Source organism: Microcella sp. (assembly GCF_046293215.1).
Taxonomy (GTDB): Bacteria; Actinomycetota; Actinomycetes; order Actinomycetales; family Microbacteriaceae; genus Microcella.
Genome location: NZ_JBKBPI010000015.1, coordinates 14754 through 35653, shown reverse-complemented (window position 1 = coordinate 35653; position 20900 = coordinate 14754). Strand labels below are relative to the sequence as shown.

Here is a 20900-nt window from a genome sequence, read left to right as displayed (position 1 = left end):
ACCTACCGGCATCACGCGTTCTTCACCACGACCGACAAGCAGACGATGGGCACCGTCGCCGCGGACAAGACCCACCGCGGCCACGCGATCATCGAACAGGTCCACGCGGACCTGAAGAGCGGGCCACTCGCTCACCTGCCGTCCGGGGTGTTCACCGCGAACAGCGCCTGGCTCGTGCTCGCCGTGATCGCGTTCAACCTCACCCGCGCCGCCGGGCTCATCGCCGACCGGGCGGGTCGTCTCGCCCGAGCGACGACCGCGACGATCCGCCGCACCCTCATCACCGTCCCGGCGCGCCTGGCACGGTCCGCACGCCGGATCACCCTGCACCTGCCCGAGGCCTGGCCCTGGCAGACAGCGTTCGACCGGCTCTTCACCGCGACGCACGATCCACCACCGGTCACGGCCAGCTGACCACCGCCGCGACCACGGCCGACCGAGACCCCAGTGGACGACCGGGATGCGATGCCCGGAACTCAACCCTGCCCGCGGCCGATCAAACCGCACCGATCACGTCGAACCCACCAGCCAAAGGCTCATCGGTGGATCGAGGCTTAGGGCTGCCCTCCCCCGCGATCACGCCCTCGACGACCTGACGACCAGGCGGTCGGTCAGCGTTCCCGACTCGACCAGCTCCACGACCGAGGCAACGTCGGCGGATTCACGGAGCCTGCACCTTTCTTGAGCCGGAGCAACCGGTGGGGTCCTGCGCGCAACGAAGCTAGCGAGATTCCCGCACTGTGGTGAGTTGCTCCGCAAGCTGCGCGATCGAAGCCTCATCCCGGTAGGAGGTCGGCAGGTCCGGATCGCTCAGCCATGCGACCGCAAGAACCAGGTTGTCCTCTTTGGCGCGGACGCGAATCGCGAGTTTGGGGTGCTCACGCTGCCTGGGCCTCAGCGGCCATCCGCCCGGCCCTCCAACCGAGAAAGAAACATCCCGACCCTCGCCCGTGAGGAGCGCGACACGAGGGTGCTTCCCCGGTCGACCGATCGCCACCCCCAGCGGTCCGACCGCAATACTCCAGATCGCCTGCCGTCCGAATCGGAGAGACGTCATGCGCTCCGCTAGCTCCGAGTCAGAAGGCCGGATGTTGCCAGCGAACAGTATCGATTCATGCCCACACACAGCCCGCAGCTGATCCTCGAGATCGGCAAGGCGGTTCAAGTACTGGCTGCCGGGGCGAAACAGCCAGTAGGCGATAGCGATCACCACCGATCCGCAAGCGATAAAGGCGGTCGCGCCGGGCACTCCCCAACGGCCCGCCAGGGTCCCTTCCGGCGCCACCAGGCTGATCGCCGCCAACCCACCGAACAGCGTGACCGCGATTCCGCTGATCTTGATGAACAGGCGCCAGCTCGCCGCGCAGCCCGTGCGCCCTGTCCTCATGGTCGCGAGTCTAGATCGGCCACGAGCCCGATGAGCCGCGCCGCCTCCGCGAAGAGGTCGGTGCTACGACTGCGCCCGCTCCAACACCAGCTCGCGCACCCGAGCCGCGTCGGCCTTGCCGCCCATGGCCTTCATGACCGCGCCGATGATGGCGCCGGCGGCCTGCACCTTGCCGTCGCGGATCTTCTCCAGAACGTCCGCCTGGGAGGCGAGCGCAGCATCCACCGCCGCGATCAGCGCACCGTCGTCAGAGACGACCGCGAGCCCGCGGGCGTCGACGACCTCCTGAGGGGTGCCCTCCCCCGCGATAACGCCCTCGACCACCTGGCGGGCCAGGCGGTCGGTCAGCGTGCCCGACTCGACCAGCTCGACGATCGCGGCGACATCCGCCGGAGAGATCAGCGACGCCGGCTCGGCGTTCTGCGCGTTCGCGATGCGGGCGATCTCGCCCGTCCACCACTTGCGGGCCTGCTGCGGCGCGGCGCCCGCCGCGACCGTCTCATCGACCTCGACCAGAAGCCCCGAGTTCACCACGTCGCGGAACTCGAGGTCGGTGAAGCCCCACTCCTGCTTCAGGCGGCGACGGCGCGCGGCCGGAGCCTCCGGCAGGGATGCGCGCAGCTGCTCGATCAGCGCCTCGTCGGGCGTCACCGGCAGCAGGTCGGGCTCGGGGAAGTAGCGGTAGTCGTCAGCGTCGCTCTTCACGCGGCCGGGCGAGGTGGTGCCCGTGTCCTCGTGCCAGTGGCGGGTCTCCTGCTGGATCGTGCCGCCCTTCGCGAGGATCGCCGCCTGGCGCTGAATCTCGTAGCGCACCGCGCGCTCAACCGAGCGGAACGAGTTGACGTTCTTCGTCTCGGTGCGGGTGCCGAACTCCTTTTGGCCGCGCGGGCGCAGCGAGACGTTCGCGTCGCAGCGCAGGTTGCCGCGCTCCATGCGGGCCTCCGAGATGCCGAGCGCGCGCACGATGTCGCGGATCGTCGACACGTACGCCTTCGCGAGCTCCGGCGCGCGGTGCTCGGCGCCGACGATCGGCTTCGTCACGATCTCTACCAGCGGAACGCCGGCGCGGTTGTAGTCGACCAGGCTGAACTCGGCGCCCTGGATGCGGCCCGTCGACCCGCCGACGTGCGTCAGCTTGCCTGCGTCCTCCTCCATGTGGGCGCGCTCGATGGGGACCTGCCAGAGCTCGCCGTCCTCGAGTTCGACCTCGAGCATCCCCTCGAAGGCGATCGGCTCGTCGTACTGGCTGATCTGGTAGTTCTTCGCAAGGTCGGGGTAGAAGTAGTTCTTGCGCGCGAAGCGGCTCGACGGGGCGATCTGGCAGCCGAGCGCGAGCCCCAGCGAGATCGAGTACTCGACGGCCGTCTCGTTGACGACCGGCAGGCTTCCGGGAAGTCCGAGGCAGACGGGGGTGATCGCCGTGTTCGGCTCGGTGATGTCGTTGCCGCTGAACGCCGGGTTCGGAGCGTCGGAGAACATCTTCGTCTTCGTGCTCAACTCGACGTGCACCTCGAAGCCGAGCACCGGTTCGAAGAGTTCGAGGGCCTTGTCGAAGTCCATGAGTTCAGCGCGCGCCATAGGGACAATCCTACGGGCGCGGGGAGGGGCGGGATGCGCGGGGTGCGGTTGGCTGCGCCCGTCCAGGATGCGCGGGGTGCGGTCGCTTAGACCGGGGCCGGTTCGCGGTGGGCGCGGTTCGCGCGGACGATGGCGACGGCGTCGACTGCTCCGTGCATCCCGATGAGAAGGAGCGCCGCGATCGGCGGCCAGCCGAGCGAGGCGATCAAGAATGCGCCGCCGATGATCGTCACGTGCAGCACGATGATGCGCGGGTAGGCGCTCATCATCAGCGCGCTGCCGCGCTTCGGGCCGAGCGGGCCGAACGCGGCCATCGCGAGCTGAATTAGGCCGCCGACCGCGAAGACGAGGACGACACCGAGCCAGTCGATGGTGGCGAGCGAGAGGGCGTCAGGGCCGGCCTCGCCCCCCATGCTGAACGCGCCGGCGGCGATCGAGAAAACGAAGACGCCGTGGACGATCGTGAAGAGTCCGTAGTGGAAGCAGAAGAAGATCGTCATGCCGATCACCGCGATCGGGCCGGGGGCGATCGGGCGGCCGTTCACGGTCAGCGGGTCGGTGCCCGGGTCGGCGATCGTGCGCAGCATGCGGATCACCATCGCGACGCCCAGTGCCACATTCTCGAGCCAATACAAGATGATGACCTCGCGCCAATCCCAGCCGAAGAAGAGCACGCCGGCTAAGGGCAAGAGCGTGTAGATCGCGATCGTCAGGATGCGCGGGGCCAGGCGGGTGGGGCCGGTGCCGGTTTCGTCGCTTTCGCTCTCGCTATCGCTCTCGCTCATCGGTGCGATTCTGGCACGGCACCTCTCCTCCACAACGGCGCCGCGAAAAACCTTTCCACGAGCTTGCCTCGCAGTCTGTACATACGTTCGACCGCTTGAGACAATGGAGCATGCCCCATTCGAACGCATTACTCACCTCGACGCTCGTCGCGTCGCTGGTGGAAACGCAGCAGCCGTTTGCGGCTCCGGCGGTCGATGGGCTGAGCGATGACGAGTTGATCTCCCTGCAGCGGCTGCTCGCCGAGGTGCGGCGTCGGGCTGACGCCGCGGCGGCGTCGGTGGCCGCGGCGGTCGCGTACCGCTCACGGCACGAGCTCGGGCACGCCGGGCTCGCTCAGCGACTCGGGGCTCGCACCCCGCAGAAGCTCGTCCAGACCCTGACGGGCGGCAGCGCGCGTGACGCCGCCGCGCTCGTGCGCGTCGGGTCGCTGCTCGACGCGCAGGCCGAGGCTCAGTCGCGGGTCGCTGACGAAGCGGCGGGCGTTGCTCCGGCCGAACCGCGCCAGCCCCGCCGTCCGTGGCTCGACTGCGTGACACTCGCCGTCTCCCAGGCTCTGCTGACGATCGAACAGGCATCGGCGATCCAGACGGGGCTCGGCGAGCCCGACGCCGGGGCGTGCGCGCATCCATCGCACGATGACTCAGAAGACCCCGACGATGGCACATCCCACGTGTGCACCGTGGTGACCGCTACGCAGTTGGCTGAGGCCACCCGGGCGCTCGTCGCCTGTGCTCCCGCCGTGACGGTCGAGCAGCTCGCCGCCCGCGCTCGCGAAGCGCGCGCCGTGCTTGACGCCGATGCCGACGTCGAACGCGCCGCCGGTGCCGAGCAGGCCCGCCGCGACCGCCGGTACCTCTCCCTGACCCAGCAGCCCGACGGCATGACGCGACTGTCCGGGCTGCTCGACCCCGAATCCGCCGCGCTGGTGCGCTCCGCGATCGATGGGGCCACCTCGCCCCGCCGCGGAGGTCCGCGCTTCGTGGGCGAATCCGAGATCGAGCGCGCCGAGCGCATCATCGACGACCCGCGGACGACCGAACAGCTCGCCGTCGACGCCCTCGTCGAACTCGTGCGCATCGGCGGGCACGTCGCCCCCACCGAGCTCATCGGCGTTGCCCCGCCCGCCGTGCAGGTCATCGTCGCCGAACGCGACCTGCGCGCGCGAGCCGGCCTGGCCCGCGTCGAAGGCCAGAGCGAGCCCGTCAGCGTCGCAACGGCCGAGCGGCACCGCTGCACCGCCGGAACCCTCGCCGTCGTCGTCGACGACACCGGAGACGTGCTCAGCCTCGGCCGCGAAACCCGCCTCTACACGCGCCGCCAGCGCCTCGCCCTCGCCGCCCGCGACGGAGGGTGCCGGTTCCCCGGATGCGAGCGACCTCCCTCCTGGACGGAAGCCCACCACATCACCGAATGGATGCACGGGGGCAGAACCGACATCGCCAACGGAATCCTGCTCTGCCGCCACCACCACCTGCTGTTGCACAACAACGGCTGGCAGATCGAGCGACACCCCACCGCCGGCTTCGTATTCCGGCCACCACCCGACGTCGACCCGAGCCGAACCCCGATACCCGCGCCCACCAAGAGCAGGGTGCTCCCCCGCGCGATCTGAGTGAGAGAACGCCGCAGTGGCAGTGAGCCAGGCCCAATCGGAGCCGGGCCGAATGCGAGACTAAAGAGGCCGGGTGCTCTAGCCGAGCTGCGGGGCCTTCGCCCAGAGCGGGCCGCCCCAGTCCGACTCCAGCAACTGCTCGACCGCCGCGCCCACCTGGTACAGCCTCGCGTCGTGCCGCGCCGGCGCCATGATCTGCAGACCCGTCGGCAGCCCGTCCTCCGGCGCCAGCCCCATCGGCAGGCTCATGCCCGGCACGCCCGCCAGGTTCGCCGGAATCGTCGTCACGTCGTTCAGGTACATCGCCAGCGGGTCATCCAGCTTCTCGCCGAACCTAAACGCCGTCGTCGGCGCCGCCGGCGAGACGAGCACGTCCGCCTGCGCGAAGCACGCGTCGAAGTCACGCTGAATCAGCGTGCGCACCTTCTGCGCACTGCCGTAGTAGGCGTCGTAGTAGCCGGCCGACAGCGCATACGTGCCCAGGATGATGCGGCGCTTCACCTCCGGCCCGAAGCCCGCCTCGCGGGTGGCCGCCATGACGTCCTCGACGGTTCCGCCGGGAACGTCCACGCGCATCCCGAAGCGCACCGAGTCGAACTTCGCCAGGTTGCTCGACGCCTCCGCGGGCAAGATCAGGTAGTAGGCGGCGATCGCGTACTGGAAGTGCGGGGCGCTGACCTCGACGATCTCCGCACCCGCCGCCGACAGCTTCTCGAGCGCCTCGTGGAAGCGCTGACGCACGCCCGGCTGGAAGCCCTCGCCATCCAGGTCGGTGACGACGCCGACCCGCAGGCCCGACAGCACGTCGCCGGTGAGCCCCTCGCGGGCGGCGGCGGTCATCGACGGCCAGGCATCCGGGATGCTCGTCGCATCGCGCGGATCGTGCCCGCCGATCGCGTCGTGCAAGAGCGCCGCGTCGAGCACCGTGCGCGACACCGGACCCACCTGGTCGAGCGAGCTCGCCAGCGCGATCGCGCCGTACCGGCTGACCCCACCGTAGGTGGGCTTCACGCCGACCGTGCCGGTGACGGCGCCCGGCTGGCGGATCGATCCGCCCGTGTCAGAGCCGAGCGCGAACGGAGCCTCAAACGCGGCGACCGCGGCCGCCGAGCCACCGCCCGAACCGCCCGGGATGCGCGTCAAATCCCACGGATTCTTGGTCGGCCCGTAGGCCGAAAACTCGGTGGAGGAGCCCATCGCGAACTCGTCCATGTTGGTCTTGCCGAGCGGCACCATGCGGGCGGCGCGGAGGCGCGCGACGACGGTCGCGTCGTAGGGCGGCACCCAGCCCTCGAGGATCTTCGACCCGGACGTCGACGGCATATCGAGCGTGCAGAGCACATCCTTGATCGCGACGGGAACGCCGGCCAGCTCGGGCAGCGCATCGCCCGCGGCGCGGTCGGCGTCGACCTGGGCGGCGACGTCGAGAGCCCTCTCGCTGACGTGCAGGAACGCACGCACATCACCGTCGACCGCGGCGATGCGGTTGAGGTGGGCCTGCGTGACCTCGACGGCGCTCACCTCGCCCGCCGAGAGGCGGTGCGCCAAATCGGCGGCGGTCGCGTGAATCAGCTCGGCGCTCACTGCTCCTCCCCCAGGATCGCGGTGACACGGAAGCGGGTGCCGTCGCTGTCGGGGGCGCCGGCGAGCGCCTCGGCGGTCGCGAGGGGTGTGCCGGGCTCGTCGACGCGCATCCCGCCGGTCAGCGGAATCGGGTGGCTCGTCGCCGGAACATCGTCGCCCGCGACCTGCTGAACGGTCGCGACGGCGTCGACGATCGCTCCCAGTTCGGTCGTCAGCGACGCGATCTCGTCCTCGGTGAGGGCGATGCGCGCGAGCGACGCGAGGTGTCGCACGCTCTCAGGCGTGATTTCAGACATGCACGACTCCAGCCGTTGGCGGTCGATCGAGGGGATGCCCGCGAGCGGCGGGCCGACCCCACCATCCTACTGAGGCCGCGCGAGGGGAAAGGGCGCGGGGGGAAAGGGCGCGGGGGGAAAGGGCGCGAGGGGAAAGGGCGCGAGGGGAAAGGGCTCGGGGGAAAGGGCGCGCGGCCGGGCAACGCTCCCCCAACGTTTTTGTCTCGGCGCGCGTCTGAAGGGGTAGAAGCGCGCCCGCCCGGGCGCTCCCGCCGAAAGGACCGGCCATGACGTTCCGCACTCACAGCCCCGACCCTCACAGCCCCGAGACTTACACCCCCGAGACCCACACCCCCGAGACCCACACCCCCGAGACCCACACCCCGGAGACTCGCAGCCCCGACGCCCGCACCGCGGACACCCACCCCACTCGCGCGCGACGCTCCGCGATCGCGCGGCTCGGCCTCGCCGCCACCGCCGGCGTCCTCGCGATGGGCCTCGCCGGATGCGCATCCAGCGCCTCCGCCGATAGCTCCGCTCCCGGCGGCACCTGGATGCTCGTGAGCGCCAGCGACGCGAACGGTCCCCTTCCCGTCGACGCCGGCCCCGTCACGCTTGTCATCGACGACGGTGGGATCGGCGGCGAGGTGTGCAACGCCTACGGCGGAACCTTCACCGGCACCGTCGGGCAGACCGCGGCCGGCGAGATCGCGATCACGGAGGTGTTCAGCACCATGATGTGGTGCGAGGCCGACGGACTGATGGATCTCGAGAACCGCTACTTCCGCGCGCTGGAGTTGGCCACGAAGGCGCAGCTCATCGAGGGTGCGCTGGTGCTCGCCGGCGACGACGTGCGGCTGCGCTTCGAGCGCGGGTAGGGCCGGGCTCTACGCCGGGCGGCACTCGCTCTCGCCCGTGATCGTCATCGCCGTCGCACTCACCCGAAACAGCAGCAGTTCGCCGGCCGCCGTCTCGCCGCGCACCTCGACGACGTCGCCGACCTCGGTGACGGTCGTGCGCATCCCCGCAGCGGTGAAGTGGCGCTGCATGCGGCCCGCGGCGTCGTCGAGACCGTCGCGCGGGGCGGGACCGGTGCGCAGCGCCGGAATGCGTGAGCCCGTCACCCACAGCGGGATGGTGCACTCGCGCGGTGAGGGATCGTCCTGCACCTGCCAGTCACCGCCCGCGGCCTCCTGGGCCGCGTTGACGAGAGTGATGAAACGGTCGCGAGCCTGCTGGTCGGTGACGTCCGTGGTGGGCGACAGCGCGCATCCGCTCAGAACGAGAGTCGCCGCCACGAGAACCGCAACCGTGCGGGGCAACGCGCGTGCGGGGGGCATGGGACTCCATCGGTGACCGGTCGAAGCACGGTAACACCGGGGCGCAACGTGCGGGCAGAGTGCTGACAGGTCAGTACGTCAGCGCGTAGTCAAGTGTGCGCAGGGCGTCGGTGCTCGTGCCGTCGGTGACCAGCTCGCCGCGGTCGATGGCGATCAGTGCGAGGTTACGCATCGACTCGGTGCCGGGGCTGAAGTAGGCGTTGTGGCCCGTCGAGCCCTCGAGCACGCGGTTCGTGATGACGTCGATGCCCCCGGCAACGTTCATGGCGCGCGCCCCGAAGTCGGACGAGCCGGGGTCGAGGCCGAAGAATGACGAGTTCGGGATCGGATCCCACGCCGCCTCGCCGACGAAGACATCGCCGCGCACGTTCAGGGTGGCGACGCTCGCGCCGGGGGCACCCGGAGACCCGATCATGGCGAGGGCGTCGACCGTGGCCGAGGTCTCGGTGAGGGCGAGCATCGCCGCCGTCGACCCGTACGAGTGCGCGAGCAGCGACACGTAGGGGGCGTTGTCACCGCGGAGGGTTTGCAGGCCGAGCACGGCGGAGGCGATCGCGTCGCGGCCCTCGTAGGCGAGGTCGAGACTGCCGACGTTCAGCAGGTGAGGGGTCTGGTAGCCGATCCAGGCGACGGTGGCCACAGTCGGCGTGGCGGCGGGCGAGCCGTCGCCGCGGCCAGAGCTGTCGAGCAGGGTCAGCCACGACACCTGCTCGTCGTGCAGGCGCGCCGCGGTGTCGACCCACTCCGGCATGCTCTGCTGCACGCTGATGAACATGCCCGGCACCAGGTAGCTGACGTAGTCGGCCGTGGCGAGGTCGCCGACGACGATGGCCGCCTTGCCCTGACCGTCGACGTCCAGACTGATGAGGTGGCGCGGCGGGTTCGCGGTGGCGGGGCCCAGAGCGTCGAGCACCGAGTAGAGCATCTGCAGTTGCTCGCGCTGCCGTAAACGCTCCGACGCACCGAGGCTCATCGGGTCGGTGAGCTCGAGCGCGTTCACGACCGACTTGAGGTGCGAACGGTTTGCCATGTCGCGCATGGCATATGGCACGCCGTCGAGGTTGCCAACGAGGCGGGGAGCAGCGCTCACCAGGCTGAGCTGGGTCGCGCTGTCGAGGCTCGACCACCATCGGTCGACCTGGCGCGGAGCCGGCGGTCGGGCGAGGGTGCGCTCCACGAGTTGCGGGTTGGCGGCCAGGGCACGCGCGGTTTCGGCAGCGGGCAGTGCGCCGAGCCCGCGCAACAGCTGGGTGCCGCGCGTCGAAGTGAGGCGGCTGAGGTCGGGCACCGCGGCGATCGCGGGGGTGGTCGCCGCGGCGGAGGATGTGCCGAACGAGGTCGCCGATGCGGATTCGGGCAGGCTGCCCAGGGGGCCCAGGGCGCTCGGCTCGGTGGCCTGCACTACGCCGATATAGAGCTCAGATCGAGGATGTTCGAGCACGACTGACGGCCCCGCGGCCGCCAACACGGTCAACGAGGCGACGACTACCGCTGCGGCATCGACTACCACGCGAGTTTCCCCTCATACGCCGAATGATCGGGCTACCCCCTGCATGGGTCACACGGCGTCCCTTCAGAGTAGGCGAAATACCCCATTTATGGGGGAATTTTTTCGAGAAGCTCCCAGGCTTCACGCAACGGTTACACGGACGAAACTGACGCGAACGCTGTCACGCGTGGGGAAAAAGAGGCAGAAGTCATGTCACGGGACGTCGCCAGGCGGCGGCTCCCGGAAGTCGCAGGGGGTGTGAGCGGCCTGGGTGATGGGGCGGCCCGGGCGGTGAGGGCGGCGTGGGCGGTGGGGCCAGAGAGCCCCACCGAACGACTACTGCGTGTCCGCGTCCGCAGCGCTGAGAGCGGCCGGGCCCTCGGTGACGAGCAGCGCGAATTGTGCGGCGTCGATGATGCGCACCCCGAGCTGCTCAGCCTTCGCGAGCTTCGAGCCGGCCCCCGGACCCGCCGCGACGAAGTCGGTCTTCTTGCTCACGCTCGACGCCGCCTTGCCGCCGGCGGCAATGATCGCCTCCTGAGCCTCCTCGCGAGTGAAGCCCTCGAGCGACCCGGTCGCGACAACCGTGAGCCCTTCGAGCACTCCCCCGCGCGCGGCCGCCCCCGGCCCCGGGTGGCCGGGCGTCGCCCACTGCACTCCCGCCGCCGCCCAGCGTTCGACGATCTCGACGTGCCAGTCGACCGCGAACCAGTCGATGAGCGCCTCGGCGATGATCGGCCCGACGCCGTCGACGGCGGCGAGTTCGTCGGCCGATGCCGCTCGAATCGCGTCGAGCGACCCGAAGTGGTCGGCGAGGGCGCGCGCCGCAACCGGGCCGACGTGCCTGATCGACAGCGACACGAGCATCCGCCACAGGGGTTTCGTTTTCGCCTTCTCGAGCTCGGCGATCAACTGCAGCGCGAGCGCGCTCGGCTGCTCGCCGGTGAGTCCGTCGCGCTTCTCGGCCGCGGTCGGGTTGCGGCGGAAGGGGCTGCGCCGCTTGGCCTCGCCGTCGTCGTCGAGCTTCGCAAGCCCCGTTTCAGCGTCGGTGACGATCACCTCGATGGGAAGCAGCTCGTCGAGCGTCAGGTCGAACAGGCTCGCCTCGGTGACGAGGGGCGGCGTGTCGGGCACGACCGGCTGGGTGAGGGCGGCCGCGCCGATCTCGCCGAGGCCCTCGATGTCGAGGGCGCCGCGGCTGCCGATGTGTTCGACGCGTCCGCGCACCTGGGCCGGGCAGCTTCGCGCGTTCGGGCAGCGCAGGTCGACGTCGCCCTCTTTCGCCGGCCGCAGCGCGGTGCCGCACTCGGGGCAGTTCGTCGGCATGACGAACTCGCGCTCGCTGCCGTCGCGCAGGTCGACGACGGGCCCGAGCACCTCGGGAATCACGTCGCCCGCCTTGCGGAGCACCACCGTGTCGCCGATCAGCACGCCCTTCGCGCGTACGACGTCTTGGTTGTGCAGGGTCGCCTGGCGCACGGTCGATCCGGCGACGCGCACCGGCTGCATGACAGCGAACGGGGTGGCGCGGCCGGTGCGGCCGACGCTGACGACGATGTCGAGCAGGGTGGTGTTGACCTGCTCGGGCGGGTACTTGTAGGCGATCGCCCAGCGCGGGGCGCGGCTGGTCGCGCCGAGCTCACCGTGCAGGGCCAGCTCGTCGACCTTGACGACGACACCGTCGATCTCGTGCTCGACCGAGTGCCGGTGCTCGCCGTAGTGCCGCACGTACTCGAGCACCCCGTCGACCCCGTCGACGACCCGCATGGTGTCGCTCGTCGGAAGCCCCCACTCACGCAGCAGCGCGTAGACCTCGCTCTGCGCGGCGACCGGCGGGGTGGGCCAGGCACCGATGCCGTGCACGAGCATGCGCAGGCGCGAGAGCCGGTCGTCCATGCGCTCGAGCTGGGCGGCGTTCTTGCCCTCGGCCTTCTGCCGCAACGAGCCGCTCGCGGCGTTGCGCGGGTTCGCGAACTCACGCTCGCCAGCCTCACGCTGCCGCTCGTTCAGCTCGTCGAACGCCTTTTTCGGCAGGTACACCTCGCCGCGCACCTCAACGAGCGCCGGCGGGTTGTCGGTCGCCAGGCGCTGCGGGATGCCCGCAATACGCACCGCATTCTCGGTCACGTCTTCGCCGACGACGCCGTCACCGCGGGTCGCGGCGCTCACGAGGCGCCCGTTCTCGTAGCGGAGGTTGAGGGCGAGCCCGTCGATCTTCAGTTCGCACAGCCACGCCACCGTGCGGCCGGCGTCGCGCTCGACCTTCGCCGCCCACGCGGCGAGCTCGTCATCAGCGAAGGCGTTGTCGAGGCTGAGCATGCGCTCGGCGTGCTCGACGGGCGCGAACAGGGTGGTTTCGGCCCGACCCCCGACGGTCTGGGTCGGGCTGTCGTGGCTCTGCAGTTCGGGGTGCGCGTGTTCGAGTGCTTCGAGTCGCGCGATCAAGGCGTCGTAGCTCGCGTCGTCTTCGATGACCTGGTCGCGCTGGTAGTAGGCCTCGCGCAGCTCGAGAATGCGCTCGGTCAGCGCAGTCGCCTCGGCCCGCGCGGCGTCAAGGTCGTCGGGGACGGGGTCGGTCGGCGAGCGGAAGGCGTTCTCGGCGGTCACGCCGAAAGTGTAGGGGCGAGGCCCGACCTGCAGCCGGGAGGCGTGCAGGTGACGCTCAGGCGGTGACCGGAACGGCGCTCACCGTGCGGTCGATCGTGCACTGGCCGAGCACCCGGGTGCCGACGTAGACGACCGCGGTCTGGCCGGGCGCGACGCCCATGAGCGGCTCGTCGACGCGCACCACCAGCTCGAGCGCGCCGGCGTCGCCGTGCTCACCGGCGTCGCCGTGCTCGCCAACGTCGCCGTGCTCGCCGCTCGCCGCGCTCACGACCTGCGCGACCGCCGGCACCGGGTCGGCGTGCGCGCGCACCTGCACCTCGCAGGCGAACTCGGAGACGCGACCGCGAGCATCCCCCGACGCGATGCCGCTCGCGACCGGGTCGAGCCCCGCCCACGTGAATCGAGCACCGGCGAGTTCGCGAATCGCGAGCGCCTCCTTCGGGCCGACAACGACCGTGTTCTCTTTCGGGCGCACCTCGAGCACGAAGCGCGGGCGCCCGTCGGGCGCGGGCCGGCCGAGGTTCAGGCCGCGGCGCTGGCCGACCGTGAAGCTCGTCGCGCCGTCGTGCTCGCCGACGGCCGCCCCCTCGCGATCAACGATGAGCCCCTGGCGGGGCGGGATGCGCTCCCCCAGCCACGCGCGCGTGTCGCCGTCCGGGATGAAGCAGATGTCGTGGCTGTCGGGCTTTTGCGCGACCGACAGCCCGCGCTCGGCGGCCTCGGCGCGCACCTGGGCCTTCGATGGGGTGGTTCCGAGCGGGAACATCGCGTGGGCCAACTGCTCGCTCGTGAGCACGCCCAGCACGTACGACTGGTCTTTCGCCTCGTCTCCTGCGCGGTGCAGTTCGCGGTTGCCGTTCTCGTCGGTGACGATGTGCGCGTAGTGCCCGGTGACGACGGCGTCGAAGCCGAGCGCGAGCGCCTTCTCGAGCACGGCGGCGAACTTGATGCGCTCGTTGCAGCGCATGCAGGGGTTCGGGGTGCGGCCGGCGGCGTACTCCTCGATGAAGTCGTTCACGACGTCGTCGGCGAAGCGCTCGGAGAAGTCCCACACGTAGAACGGAATGCCGAGCTTTTCGGCTGCGCGGCGCGCATCGAGCGAGTCTTCGATCGTGCAGCAGCCGCGGCTGCCGGTGCGCAGGGTGCCCGGCATTCGGCTGAGCGCCAGGTGCACTCCGACGACCTCGTGCCCGGCGTCGACGGCGCGCGCGGCGGCAACCGCGGAGTCGACCCCGCCGCTCATCGCCGCCAAAACACGCATGACTACAAGGGTACGCGGGGCCCGCAAATCGGCAGGGGGATGCGCGGCGCGACTACCTGGGAAACCGCACGGCCTCGCGGTCGTGGCGCCGTCTCGCGGTCGTGGCGCGGCGTCGTCCGGTCTACCGCCCGAGCCGCGGCGTACGGGCCGCGAGCCCGGCGGCGAGCGCCCGCTCGACGGCCGCGGGCAGGGCGGCGAGCAGCCCATCGATGTCGGCGGCCGTTGTGTCGGGGCCGAGGGTGATGCGCAGAGCGCCGCGCGCATCCGATTCGGCGACCCCCATGGCGAGCAGCACGTGCGACGGCTCGGGCACCCCGGCCTGGCAGGCCGACCCGGTCGACACGGCGAATCCCGCCTGGTCGAGCAGGAACAGCAGCGAGTCGCCCTCGGCGCCGGGCACGCGCAGGTGCACGGTTCCGGGCAGTGCCTCGTCTGTCGCTCCCTCGGCGAGCGCCCCCGACAGCACCGCCTGCGGCACCGTTTCGCGGATGCCCGCGGCCAGCCGGTCGCGCAGCGCACGCTTGTGGGCGGCGCGGCTCTCGAGGGCCGCGTGGGCGTGCTCGGCGGCGACGGCGAAGGCGACGGCCCCCGCGGCGTCCATCGTGCCGGCGCGCCCGCGCTGCTGGCCGCCGCCGTGCAGCAGCGGTTCGACATCGACGCCGCGGCGGATCACGAGGGCGCCCACCCCGACGGGCCCGCCGATCTTGTGCGCCGAGAGGGACACGGCGCTGACGCCGACCGGCAGCGGCGCGAGCGGCACCTGACCGTAGGCGGCGATCGCGTCGACGTGCAGCGGCACCCCGTGGGCGGCGGCGAGGGCCGCGGCCTCGGCGACCGGCTGCAGGGTGCCGACCTCGTTGTTGGCGGCGAGCATGGTGACGAGCGCGACGGCGTCGCCGTGCGTGGCGAGAGCGTCCTTGAGAGCGTCGACGCGCATCCTGCCGGCCGGATCAACGGGGATGAGCACGGCGCGGGCGCCCGCGTTCGCGACCAGCCAGTCGACGGCGTCGAGGGTCGCGTGGTGTTCGGCGGCGGTGAGCAGAATCACCGGCCGGGCGGCGTCGCGCTGACGGCGCCAGTAGAGGCCCTTGACGCCCGTGTTGACCGCTTCCGTTCCGCCGCCGGTGAGGGTGAGCTCGACCGCGTCAACGCCGAGGGTCGCGGCGACGCGCGCACGGGCGTCGTCGAGCACGGCGCGGGCGGCCTGCCCCGCCGAGTGAATCGACGACGGGTTGCCGACGACCGCGAGCGCGTCGGCGTAGGCCGCGCGCACCTCCGGCGGCATGGGTGAGGTGGCGGCGTGGTCGAGGTAGACGCTCACGCGGGCCTCCTCTCGGTGGTTCAAGTGCTCGGGCGTGTCGACGCCGGTGGTCGAATCGTGATGCGCGGTGGTCGGGCACGCCCGCGCGCACCGCTTAGCCTAGGCACATGACGGCCCGTGACCCCCTGCGCGCGCTCGGGGTGACGCCGACTGAATCCGGCGGCGAGCTGCGGGTCTGGAGCGCCTCGGCGTCACGCATGGAGCTGTGCCTGCTCGACGCAACCGACCCGACGTGGATCGTGGAGCGGGTTCCCATGCACCGCGGGCCCGGCAAGGTCTGGCACGCCGAACACCCCCACCTGACGCCCGGCGCACGGTATTCGGTGCGCGCGCACGGTCACGACGGCAGGCGCCACCGATTCGACCCCGACAGGCACCTCATCGACCCGTACGCCAAGGGTCTCGTGCGCACCCGCGACGGCGAGTGGCGGGCGTACGTGCAGGACACCCACTTCGACTGGGGTGGCTCCGCCAAGCCCCGCACGCCGCTCGATCGCACGGTCATCTACGAAGCGCACGTGAAGGGTCTGACGGCGGCGAACCTCGACCTGCCGCCCGAGCTGCGCGGCACGTACGCGGGGCTTGCCCACCCGGCGACGATCGCCTACCTGCACGATCTCGGTGTCACGGCGGTCGAACTGTTGCCGATTCACCAGTCGGTGAGCGAACAGCGCTTGCTGGCGCAGGGGCTCACCAACTACTGGGGCTACAACTCGCTGAACTTCTTCACTCCGCACGCGCAGTACGCGACAGCCTCGGCGCAGACCGGCGGCCCGGGTGCCGTGCTGCGTGAGGTGAAGGGCATGGTGAAGCTCCTGCACGAGGCGGGGCTCGAGGTGATCCTCGATGTCGTCTACAACCACACTGCCGAGGAGGGCGTCGAGGGCCCGACGTCGAGCCTGCGCGGCATCGACGACGCGCACTACTACCGCCAGGATGCCCACGGTCACTACATCGACGTCACCGGCTGCGGCAACACGGTCGACTTCTCGCTGCCCGCCGCACAACGCCTCGTGCTCGACTCCCTCCGGTACTGGGCCGAGGAGGTTCAGGTCGACGGCTTCCGCTTCGACCTGATGGCGACGCTGGGGCGCGACAAGCACGTCGAATTCGACCCCGAGCATCCCCTGCTGCGGGCGATCCTCGACGATCCGTCTCTCGCCGAGACGAAGATGATCGCCGAGCCGTGGGATGTCGGCATGGGCGGCTGGCAGGTCGGCAACTTCCCGCACGGCTACAGCGAGTGGAACGACGGCTTCCGCGACCGCGCGCGCACGTTCTGGTTGACCGACGTGCGCGACGCGCGCACGCACGGGGCGGCGCCGCACGGCATCGGCCCGCTGGCCCGTCGCATCACGGGAAGCGCCCACGTGTTCGCCGCAGAGCGCGGCCCCCTCGCGAGCGTCAACTTCGTCACCGCCCACGACGGCTTCACCCTCGCCGACCTCACGAGCTTCGACGACAAGCACAACCTCGGAAACGGCGAAGACAATCGCGACGGCACGAACAACAACCGCTCGTACAATCACGGGCTCGAGGGGCCGACCGCCGACCCGCAGATCCTCCGCGACCGGCGGCGGGCCATGCGCAACCTGATGGGAACCCTGCTGCTCAGCGCGGGCATCCCAATGATCACCGCCGGGGATGAACGCGGGCGCACCCAGCGCGGCAACAACAACGCCTACTGCCACGACAGCGAGCTGACCTGGGTCGACTGGGACACGGCCGGCTGGCAGGAGGACCTGTTCCGGGTCACCCGCAAGCTCATCCAGCTACGCCGCGACAACCCGGCGCTGCGCCCCTCGCGCTACGGCCGCTTCGGCGAGACGGTGCCGAGCGCTACCCAGATGGACTGGTACAACAAGGCCGGCGAGTCGATGACGATGGACGACTGGGACTCGCCCTCCGAGCGCACCCTGCAGTACCTCGCCGCCTCGACCCCCGAACACGAGGCGTTCAACCGCATCCTGTTGATCGTGCACGGCCTCGAGCAGCCCGTCACGGTGACGCTGCCCGCCCACGCTGGCGTCGACGGCTACACGCTCGTGTGGGATTCGGGCCACGACGACATCACCGGCATCGAACGCCACCACGTGCCCGGCGAGCGGCTCGAGGTGGGGCCGACGTCAATGCTGTTGTTCGTCGCGCACGGCGAGCAGGTGCCCGCGTCGGCCGCCGATCACCCGGTCGAGGCGGGCGGCACGAACGCCGCCGAGGGCGATGGCTAGGGGCGCCTCCCCCGCGCCGGGAACCCCCGCAACGGTCGCGCTCGCGGCCGCCGGCATCGCCTTCACGGCGCGGCAGTATGCCCACGACCCGGCGACGACGAACTTCGGGCTGGAGGCCGCCGAGGCCCTCGGCGTCGAGCCCGAGCGGGTCTTTAAGACGCTGCTCGCCGACGTCGACGGCCAGCTCACCGTCGGCATCGTGCCGGTGTCGACGACCCTCGATCTGAAGGCCCTCGCGCGCGCCGTTGGCGGCAAGAAGGCGGCGATGGCGGATGCTCGCCTCGCCGAACGCCGGACGGGCTACGTCGTCGGCGGCATCTCCCCCATCGGCCAGAAGACCGCGCACCCGACCGTTGTCGACGAGAGCGCGCTGCTGTTCGACACGGTGCTCGTCTCGGGCGGTCGCCGCGGGCTCGACCTCGAGCTCGCGCCCGCCGACCTCATCGGGGTGACGGGCGCGACCGTCGCCGACATCGCCCGGTAGCCCGCCGGCTGGCGGTTGGGCGATGTCGGCGCCGACGTACGGCTAGTGCGCGACGGCGACGAGGCCCGTCTCCGCCGGGTTCGCGAGCAGGGCGTGGCGCGGGGTGACCCGCACGTTGTAGCCCCACGACCCCGAGCGCTCGAGCGGCACGGTGCCGACGAACGTCGCCGGCTGGCCGAGCTCGTTCGAGTCGAGCACGAGTTCGCGGCGATGGGTTTCGGCGAGGTCGTCACCGTGTCCGGCGCGGCCGAAGACGACCTCGACGAGCACCTCGCTCGGGTCGAGCTCGGCAAGCTGCACGTGGGCGCGCACCTTCAACTCGTCGCCCACCTGCGGGCTCTGCACTCCGCCTGACTCGACGTGCGTCACCGAAACGTGTCCCCACTGCTGGGCGACGCGCACCTTGAACGCGGCGAGGTCGCGCGCGGGTTGCAGTCCGTGTGCCGTGATGGTGCGGCGGCTGTGGGCGGCGGGCACGTACAGGCGCTCGACGTACTCGCGTACCATGCGGTCGGCCGACAGCTCGGGGCTGAGGGTCGACAGGGTGTGACGGATCGACTGCAGCCAGCGGCGCGGCAGGCCGTCGGCGTCACGCTCGTAGAAGCGCGGCGCGATCTGGTGCTCGACGAGGTCGTACATCGACTGCGCCTCGAGCGCGTCGCGTTCGGCGCCGTCGCCCGCGGCGTCGGCCGACGGGATCGCCCAGCCGTTCTCGCCGTCGTAGTACTCGTTCCACCAGCCGTCGAGGATCGACAGGTTCAGCGAACCGTTCAGCGCCGCCTTCATTCCGGAGGTGCCGCACGCCTCGAGCGGGCGCAGCGGGTTGTTCAGCCAGATGTCGGTGCCCGGGTAGAGCAGGCGCGCCATCGCGATGTCGTAGTTCGGGAGGAACACGATGCGCTCACGCACGTCGGGGTGCTGGGCGAACTGCACGAGCCGCTGGATGAGCGCCTTGCCCGCGTCGTCGGCGGGGTGCGACTTGCCGGCGATGACGAGTTGCACGGGCCGCTCGGGGTCGGTGAGCAGCGCGCGCAGGCGGTCCTCGTCGTGCAGCATCAGCGTCAGGCGCTTGTAGGTGGGAACGCGGCGCGCGAAGCCGATCGTCAGCACGTCGGGGTCGAGGATGCGGTGCATCCACGCGGGGGCCACAACCCCCGGGTTCTCTTCCTCGAACGCGGCGACGACGCGCGTGCGGGCGTCCTCGACGAGCTGTTCGCGCATCCGTCGACGCACCGCCCACAGCTCGGCGTCGCTGACGGCCTCGGAGGCCCAGTCAGCCGCGGCCGTGTCGTACGTGCCGAGTTTGTCTTTCGCGAGCGCCATCATCATGGGGTCGGTCCAGGTGGGCGCGTGTACGCCGTTGGTGACCGAGGTGATCGGCACGTCGTCCTGGTCGAAGTCGGGCCAAAGCTGACCGAACATGCCGCGCGACACGTCGCCGTGCAGCTGCGACACACCGTTGGCGCGCTGGGCGAGCCGCAGGCCCATGACGGCCATGTTGAACACTCCACTGTTGCCGCCGTCGTAGTCTTCGGCGCCGAGGGCGAGAACGTCGTGCACGTCGACACCCGGCAGCAGCTCGGTCGAGAAGTAGCGCTCGATCATGCCGATGTCGAAGCGGTCGATGCCCGCGGGAACCGGCGTGTGCGTCGTAAACAGGGTGCCGGCGCGCACGACCTGCAGCGCCTCGGCGAAGCTGAGCCCCTCGGCGATGAGGTCACTGATGCGCTCGAGGCCGAGGAAGCCGGCGTGACCCTCGTTGGTGTGGAACACCTCGGGTGCGTCGGTACCCGACAGCTCGACGTAGCGCCCGATGGCGCGCACCCCGCCGATGCCGAGCAGCAGCTCTTGCAGCAGCCGGTGTTCGCCGCCGCCGCCGTAGAGGCGGTCGGTCACGCCGCGCAGTTCGTCGTCGTTGTCGGGGATGTCGGTGTCGAGCAGCAGCAACTCGACACGGCCGACCTGCATCTTCCAGACCCGAGCGTGCATGGCGCGCCCTTCAGGCAGGGCGAGGGTGACGCGGACGGCGGTGCCGTCGTGCTCCTTCAGCATCTGCATCGGCAGGCCGTCGGGGTCGAGAACGGGGTAGCTCTCTTTCTGCCAGCCGTCGCGATCGATCGCCTGGCGGAAGTAGCCGGCGCGGTAGAACAGGCCGACACCGATGAGCGGCACCCCGAGGTCGCTCGCGCTCTTCAGGTGGTCGCCGGCGAGAATGCCGAGCCCTCCCGAGTACTGCGGAATCGCGCTGGCGATGCCGAATTCGGGCGAGAAGTAGGCGATGCGCGCGGGAGCGTCGGCGAGCGACTGATACCAGCGCGGCTCGGTCAGGTACGCCTGCAGGTCGGCGCGCAGGCGCTCGGCCTCAGCGATGAAGGCGTCATCGTGGGCAAGAGCGTCGAGGCGAGCTGGCTCGACGGCGCCGAGCAGGGCCACAGGATCGTGGTCGAGTTCGTGCCACAGCGCCGGGTCGATCGACTCGAACAGGCGCCTCGTCGGTTCGTGCCACGACCAGCGCAGATTCGCGGCGAGTTCACCAACAGCGGCGAGCTGAGCGGGCAGAACGGTGCGGACAGTAAAGCGGCGAATCGCCTTCACGCGGTAACTCCTCGGCCGGTTCGGGTGGGACGTCGTGGGCCCATCGGTCCAGCCTAAGTGAGCGTCGACCGTTTCGGGAACCGGTTCCATAGTGACCGACCGTGGATGCGCATCCCCCGTTAACGCCAAACAGGACCGGCCTCGCGTTGGGGGGGATGCGAGTCACGGTCCTGCTTCACGCGCGCGTTCGGGTCGCCGCGTATGGCTGGACAACCGGCCAGATTCGGGTATTCCGGCTGTGTTGTTCTTCCACACTGAGAGTACTCGCGCCAAGACCCTGCGAGGCAGGAATGACGCAAATTCGCGTACCCCTGCCGGGGTACATTTTGTCCGCCGTTGTGCGGACCCCCTAA

16 protein-coding genes are annotated in these 20900 nt (G+C 70.7%); 5 read left to right on the top strand and 11 right to left on the bottom strand.

The genetic code is table 11. The annotated features are described in order from the left end of the window. On the top strand, positions 1-414 hold a 414-nt coding region (locus ACK4SC_RS11615; protein ID WP_409618136.1), incomplete at its 5' end, for a transposase. A 307-nt stretch (positions 415-721) separates the two neighbouring features. Here the strand turns inward: ACK4SC_RS11615 and ACK4SC_RS11610 are convergent. The 3 genes from ACK4SC_RS11610 to ACK4SC_RS11600 form a co-directional block, all read right to left on the bottom strand. Continuing rightward, positions 722-1387 (bottom strand): hypothetical protein, encoded by a 666-nt coding sequence (locus tag ACK4SC_RS11610; RefSeq protein ID WP_409618134.1) that lies wholly within the window; start codon positions 1385-1387, stop codon positions 722-724. Between the two features lie 63 nt (positions 1388-1450). Continuing rightward, on the bottom strand, positions 1451-2965 hold the full coding sequence (gatB, locus tag ACK4SC_RS11605; protein WP_409618132.1) for an Asp-tRNA(Asn)/Glu-tRNA(Gln) amidotransferase subunit GatB: 1515 nt from the start codon (positions 2963-2965) through the stop codon (positions 1451-1453). An 86-nt stretch (positions 2966-3051) separates the two neighbouring features. Further along, a complete protein-coding gene (locus ACK4SC_RS11600) occupies positions 3052-3750 on the bottom strand; it encodes a DUF6498-containing protein (RefSeq protein WP_409618130.1) in 699 nt (232 codons plus the stop codon). 110 nt (positions 3751-3860) lie between these two features. Between ACK4SC_RS11600 and ACK4SC_RS11595 the strand changes: the two genes are divergently transcribed. After that, positions 3861-5363, top strand: a complete 1503-nt coding sequence (locus tag ACK4SC_RS11595) for a DUF222 domain-containing protein (protein ID WP_409618128.1) — start codon at positions 3861-3863, stop codon at positions 5361-5363. Between the two features lie 78 nt (positions 5364-5441). Here ACK4SC_RS11595 and gatA read toward each other — a convergent pair whose 3' ends face one another. Both gatA and gatC read right to left on the bottom strand, forming a co-directional pair. Further along, positions 5442-6947, bottom strand: a complete 1506-nt coding sequence (gene gatA / locus ACK4SC_RS11590; RefSeq protein WP_409618126.1) for an Asp-tRNA(Asn)/Glu-tRNA(Gln) amidotransferase subunit GatA — start codon at positions 6945-6947, stop codon at positions 5442-5444. After that, positions 6944-7243, bottom strand: a complete 300-nt coding sequence (gene gatC / locus ACK4SC_RS11585) for an Asp-tRNA(Asn)/Glu-tRNA(Gln) amidotransferase subunit GatC (protein WP_409618124.1) — start codon at positions 7241-7243, stop codon at positions 6944-6946. The genes gatA and gatC overlap by 4 nt, the downstream gene beginning before the upstream one ends. Positions 7244-7509: 266 nt before the next feature. On the opposite strand from gatC, the gene ACK4SC_RS11580 reads away from it, so the two are divergent. Beyond that, positions 7510-8100 carry an META domain-containing protein gene (locus tag ACK4SC_RS11580; protein ID WP_409618122.1) on the top strand — a complete coding sequence of 197 codons (591 nt, stop codon included), beginning with the start codon at positions 7510-7512 and terminating at the stop codon, positions 8098-8100. Positions 8101-8109: 9 nt separating this feature from the next. On the opposite strand, the gene ACK4SC_RS11575 is transcribed toward ACK4SC_RS11580, so the two are convergent. The 5 genes from ACK4SC_RS11575 to ACK4SC_RS11555 form a co-directional block, all read right to left on the bottom strand. Next, positions 8110-8562, bottom strand: a complete 453-nt coding sequence (locus ACK4SC_RS11575; RefSeq protein ID WP_409618120.1) for a hypothetical protein — start codon at positions 8560-8562, stop codon at positions 8110-8112. A 70-nt stretch (positions 8563-8632) separates the two neighbouring features. Further along, entirely contained in the window at positions 8633-10072 is a 1440-nt protein-coding gene (locus ACK4SC_RS11570; protein WP_409618119.1) for an alpha/beta hydrolase, read from the bottom strand. 315 nt (positions 10073-10387) lie between these two features. After that, positions 10388-12658, bottom strand: a complete 2271-nt coding sequence (gene ligA, locus ACK4SC_RS11565; protein ID WP_409618117.1) for an NAD-dependent DNA ligase LigA — start codon at positions 12656-12658, stop codon at positions 10388-10390. 55 nt (positions 12659-12713) lie between these two features. Continuing rightward, complete coding sequence (gene mnmA, locus ACK4SC_RS11560) at positions 12714-13919, bottom strand: tRNA 2-thiouridine(34) synthase MnmA (protein ID WP_409618114.1); 1206 nt, start codon at positions 13917-13919, stop codon at positions 12714-12716. A 121-nt stretch (positions 13920-14040) separates the two neighbouring features. Beyond that, positions 14041-15240, bottom strand: a complete 1200-nt coding sequence (locus ACK4SC_RS11555) for a cysteine desulfurase family protein (protein WP_409618112.1) — start codon at positions 15238-15240, stop codon at positions 14041-14043. Between the two features lie 107 nt (positions 15241-15347). Between ACK4SC_RS11555 and glgX the strand changes: the two genes are divergently transcribed. Continuing rightward, complete coding sequence (gene glgX / locus ACK4SC_RS11550) at positions 15348-17468, top strand: glycogen debranching protein GlgX (protein WP_409618110.1); 2121 nt, start codon at positions 15348-15350, stop codon at positions 17466-17468. Further along, complete coding sequence (gene ybaK, locus ACK4SC_RS11545) at positions 17461-17952, top strand: Cys-tRNA(Pro) deacylase (protein ID WP_409618108.1); 492 nt, start codon at positions 17461-17463, stop codon at positions 17950-17952. Before glgX ends, ybaK begins: the two co-directional genes overlap by 8 nt. A 42-nt stretch (positions 17953-17994) precedes the next feature. Here the strand turns inward: ybaK and glgP are convergent, their stop codons facing one another. Continuing rightward, complete coding sequence (gene glgP / locus ACK4SC_RS11540; RefSeq protein ID WP_409618106.1) at positions 17995-20547, bottom strand: alpha-glucan family phosphorylase; 2553 nt, start codon at positions 20545-20547, stop codon at positions 17995-17997. Between the last annotated feature and the right edge of the window lie 353 nt (positions 20548-20900).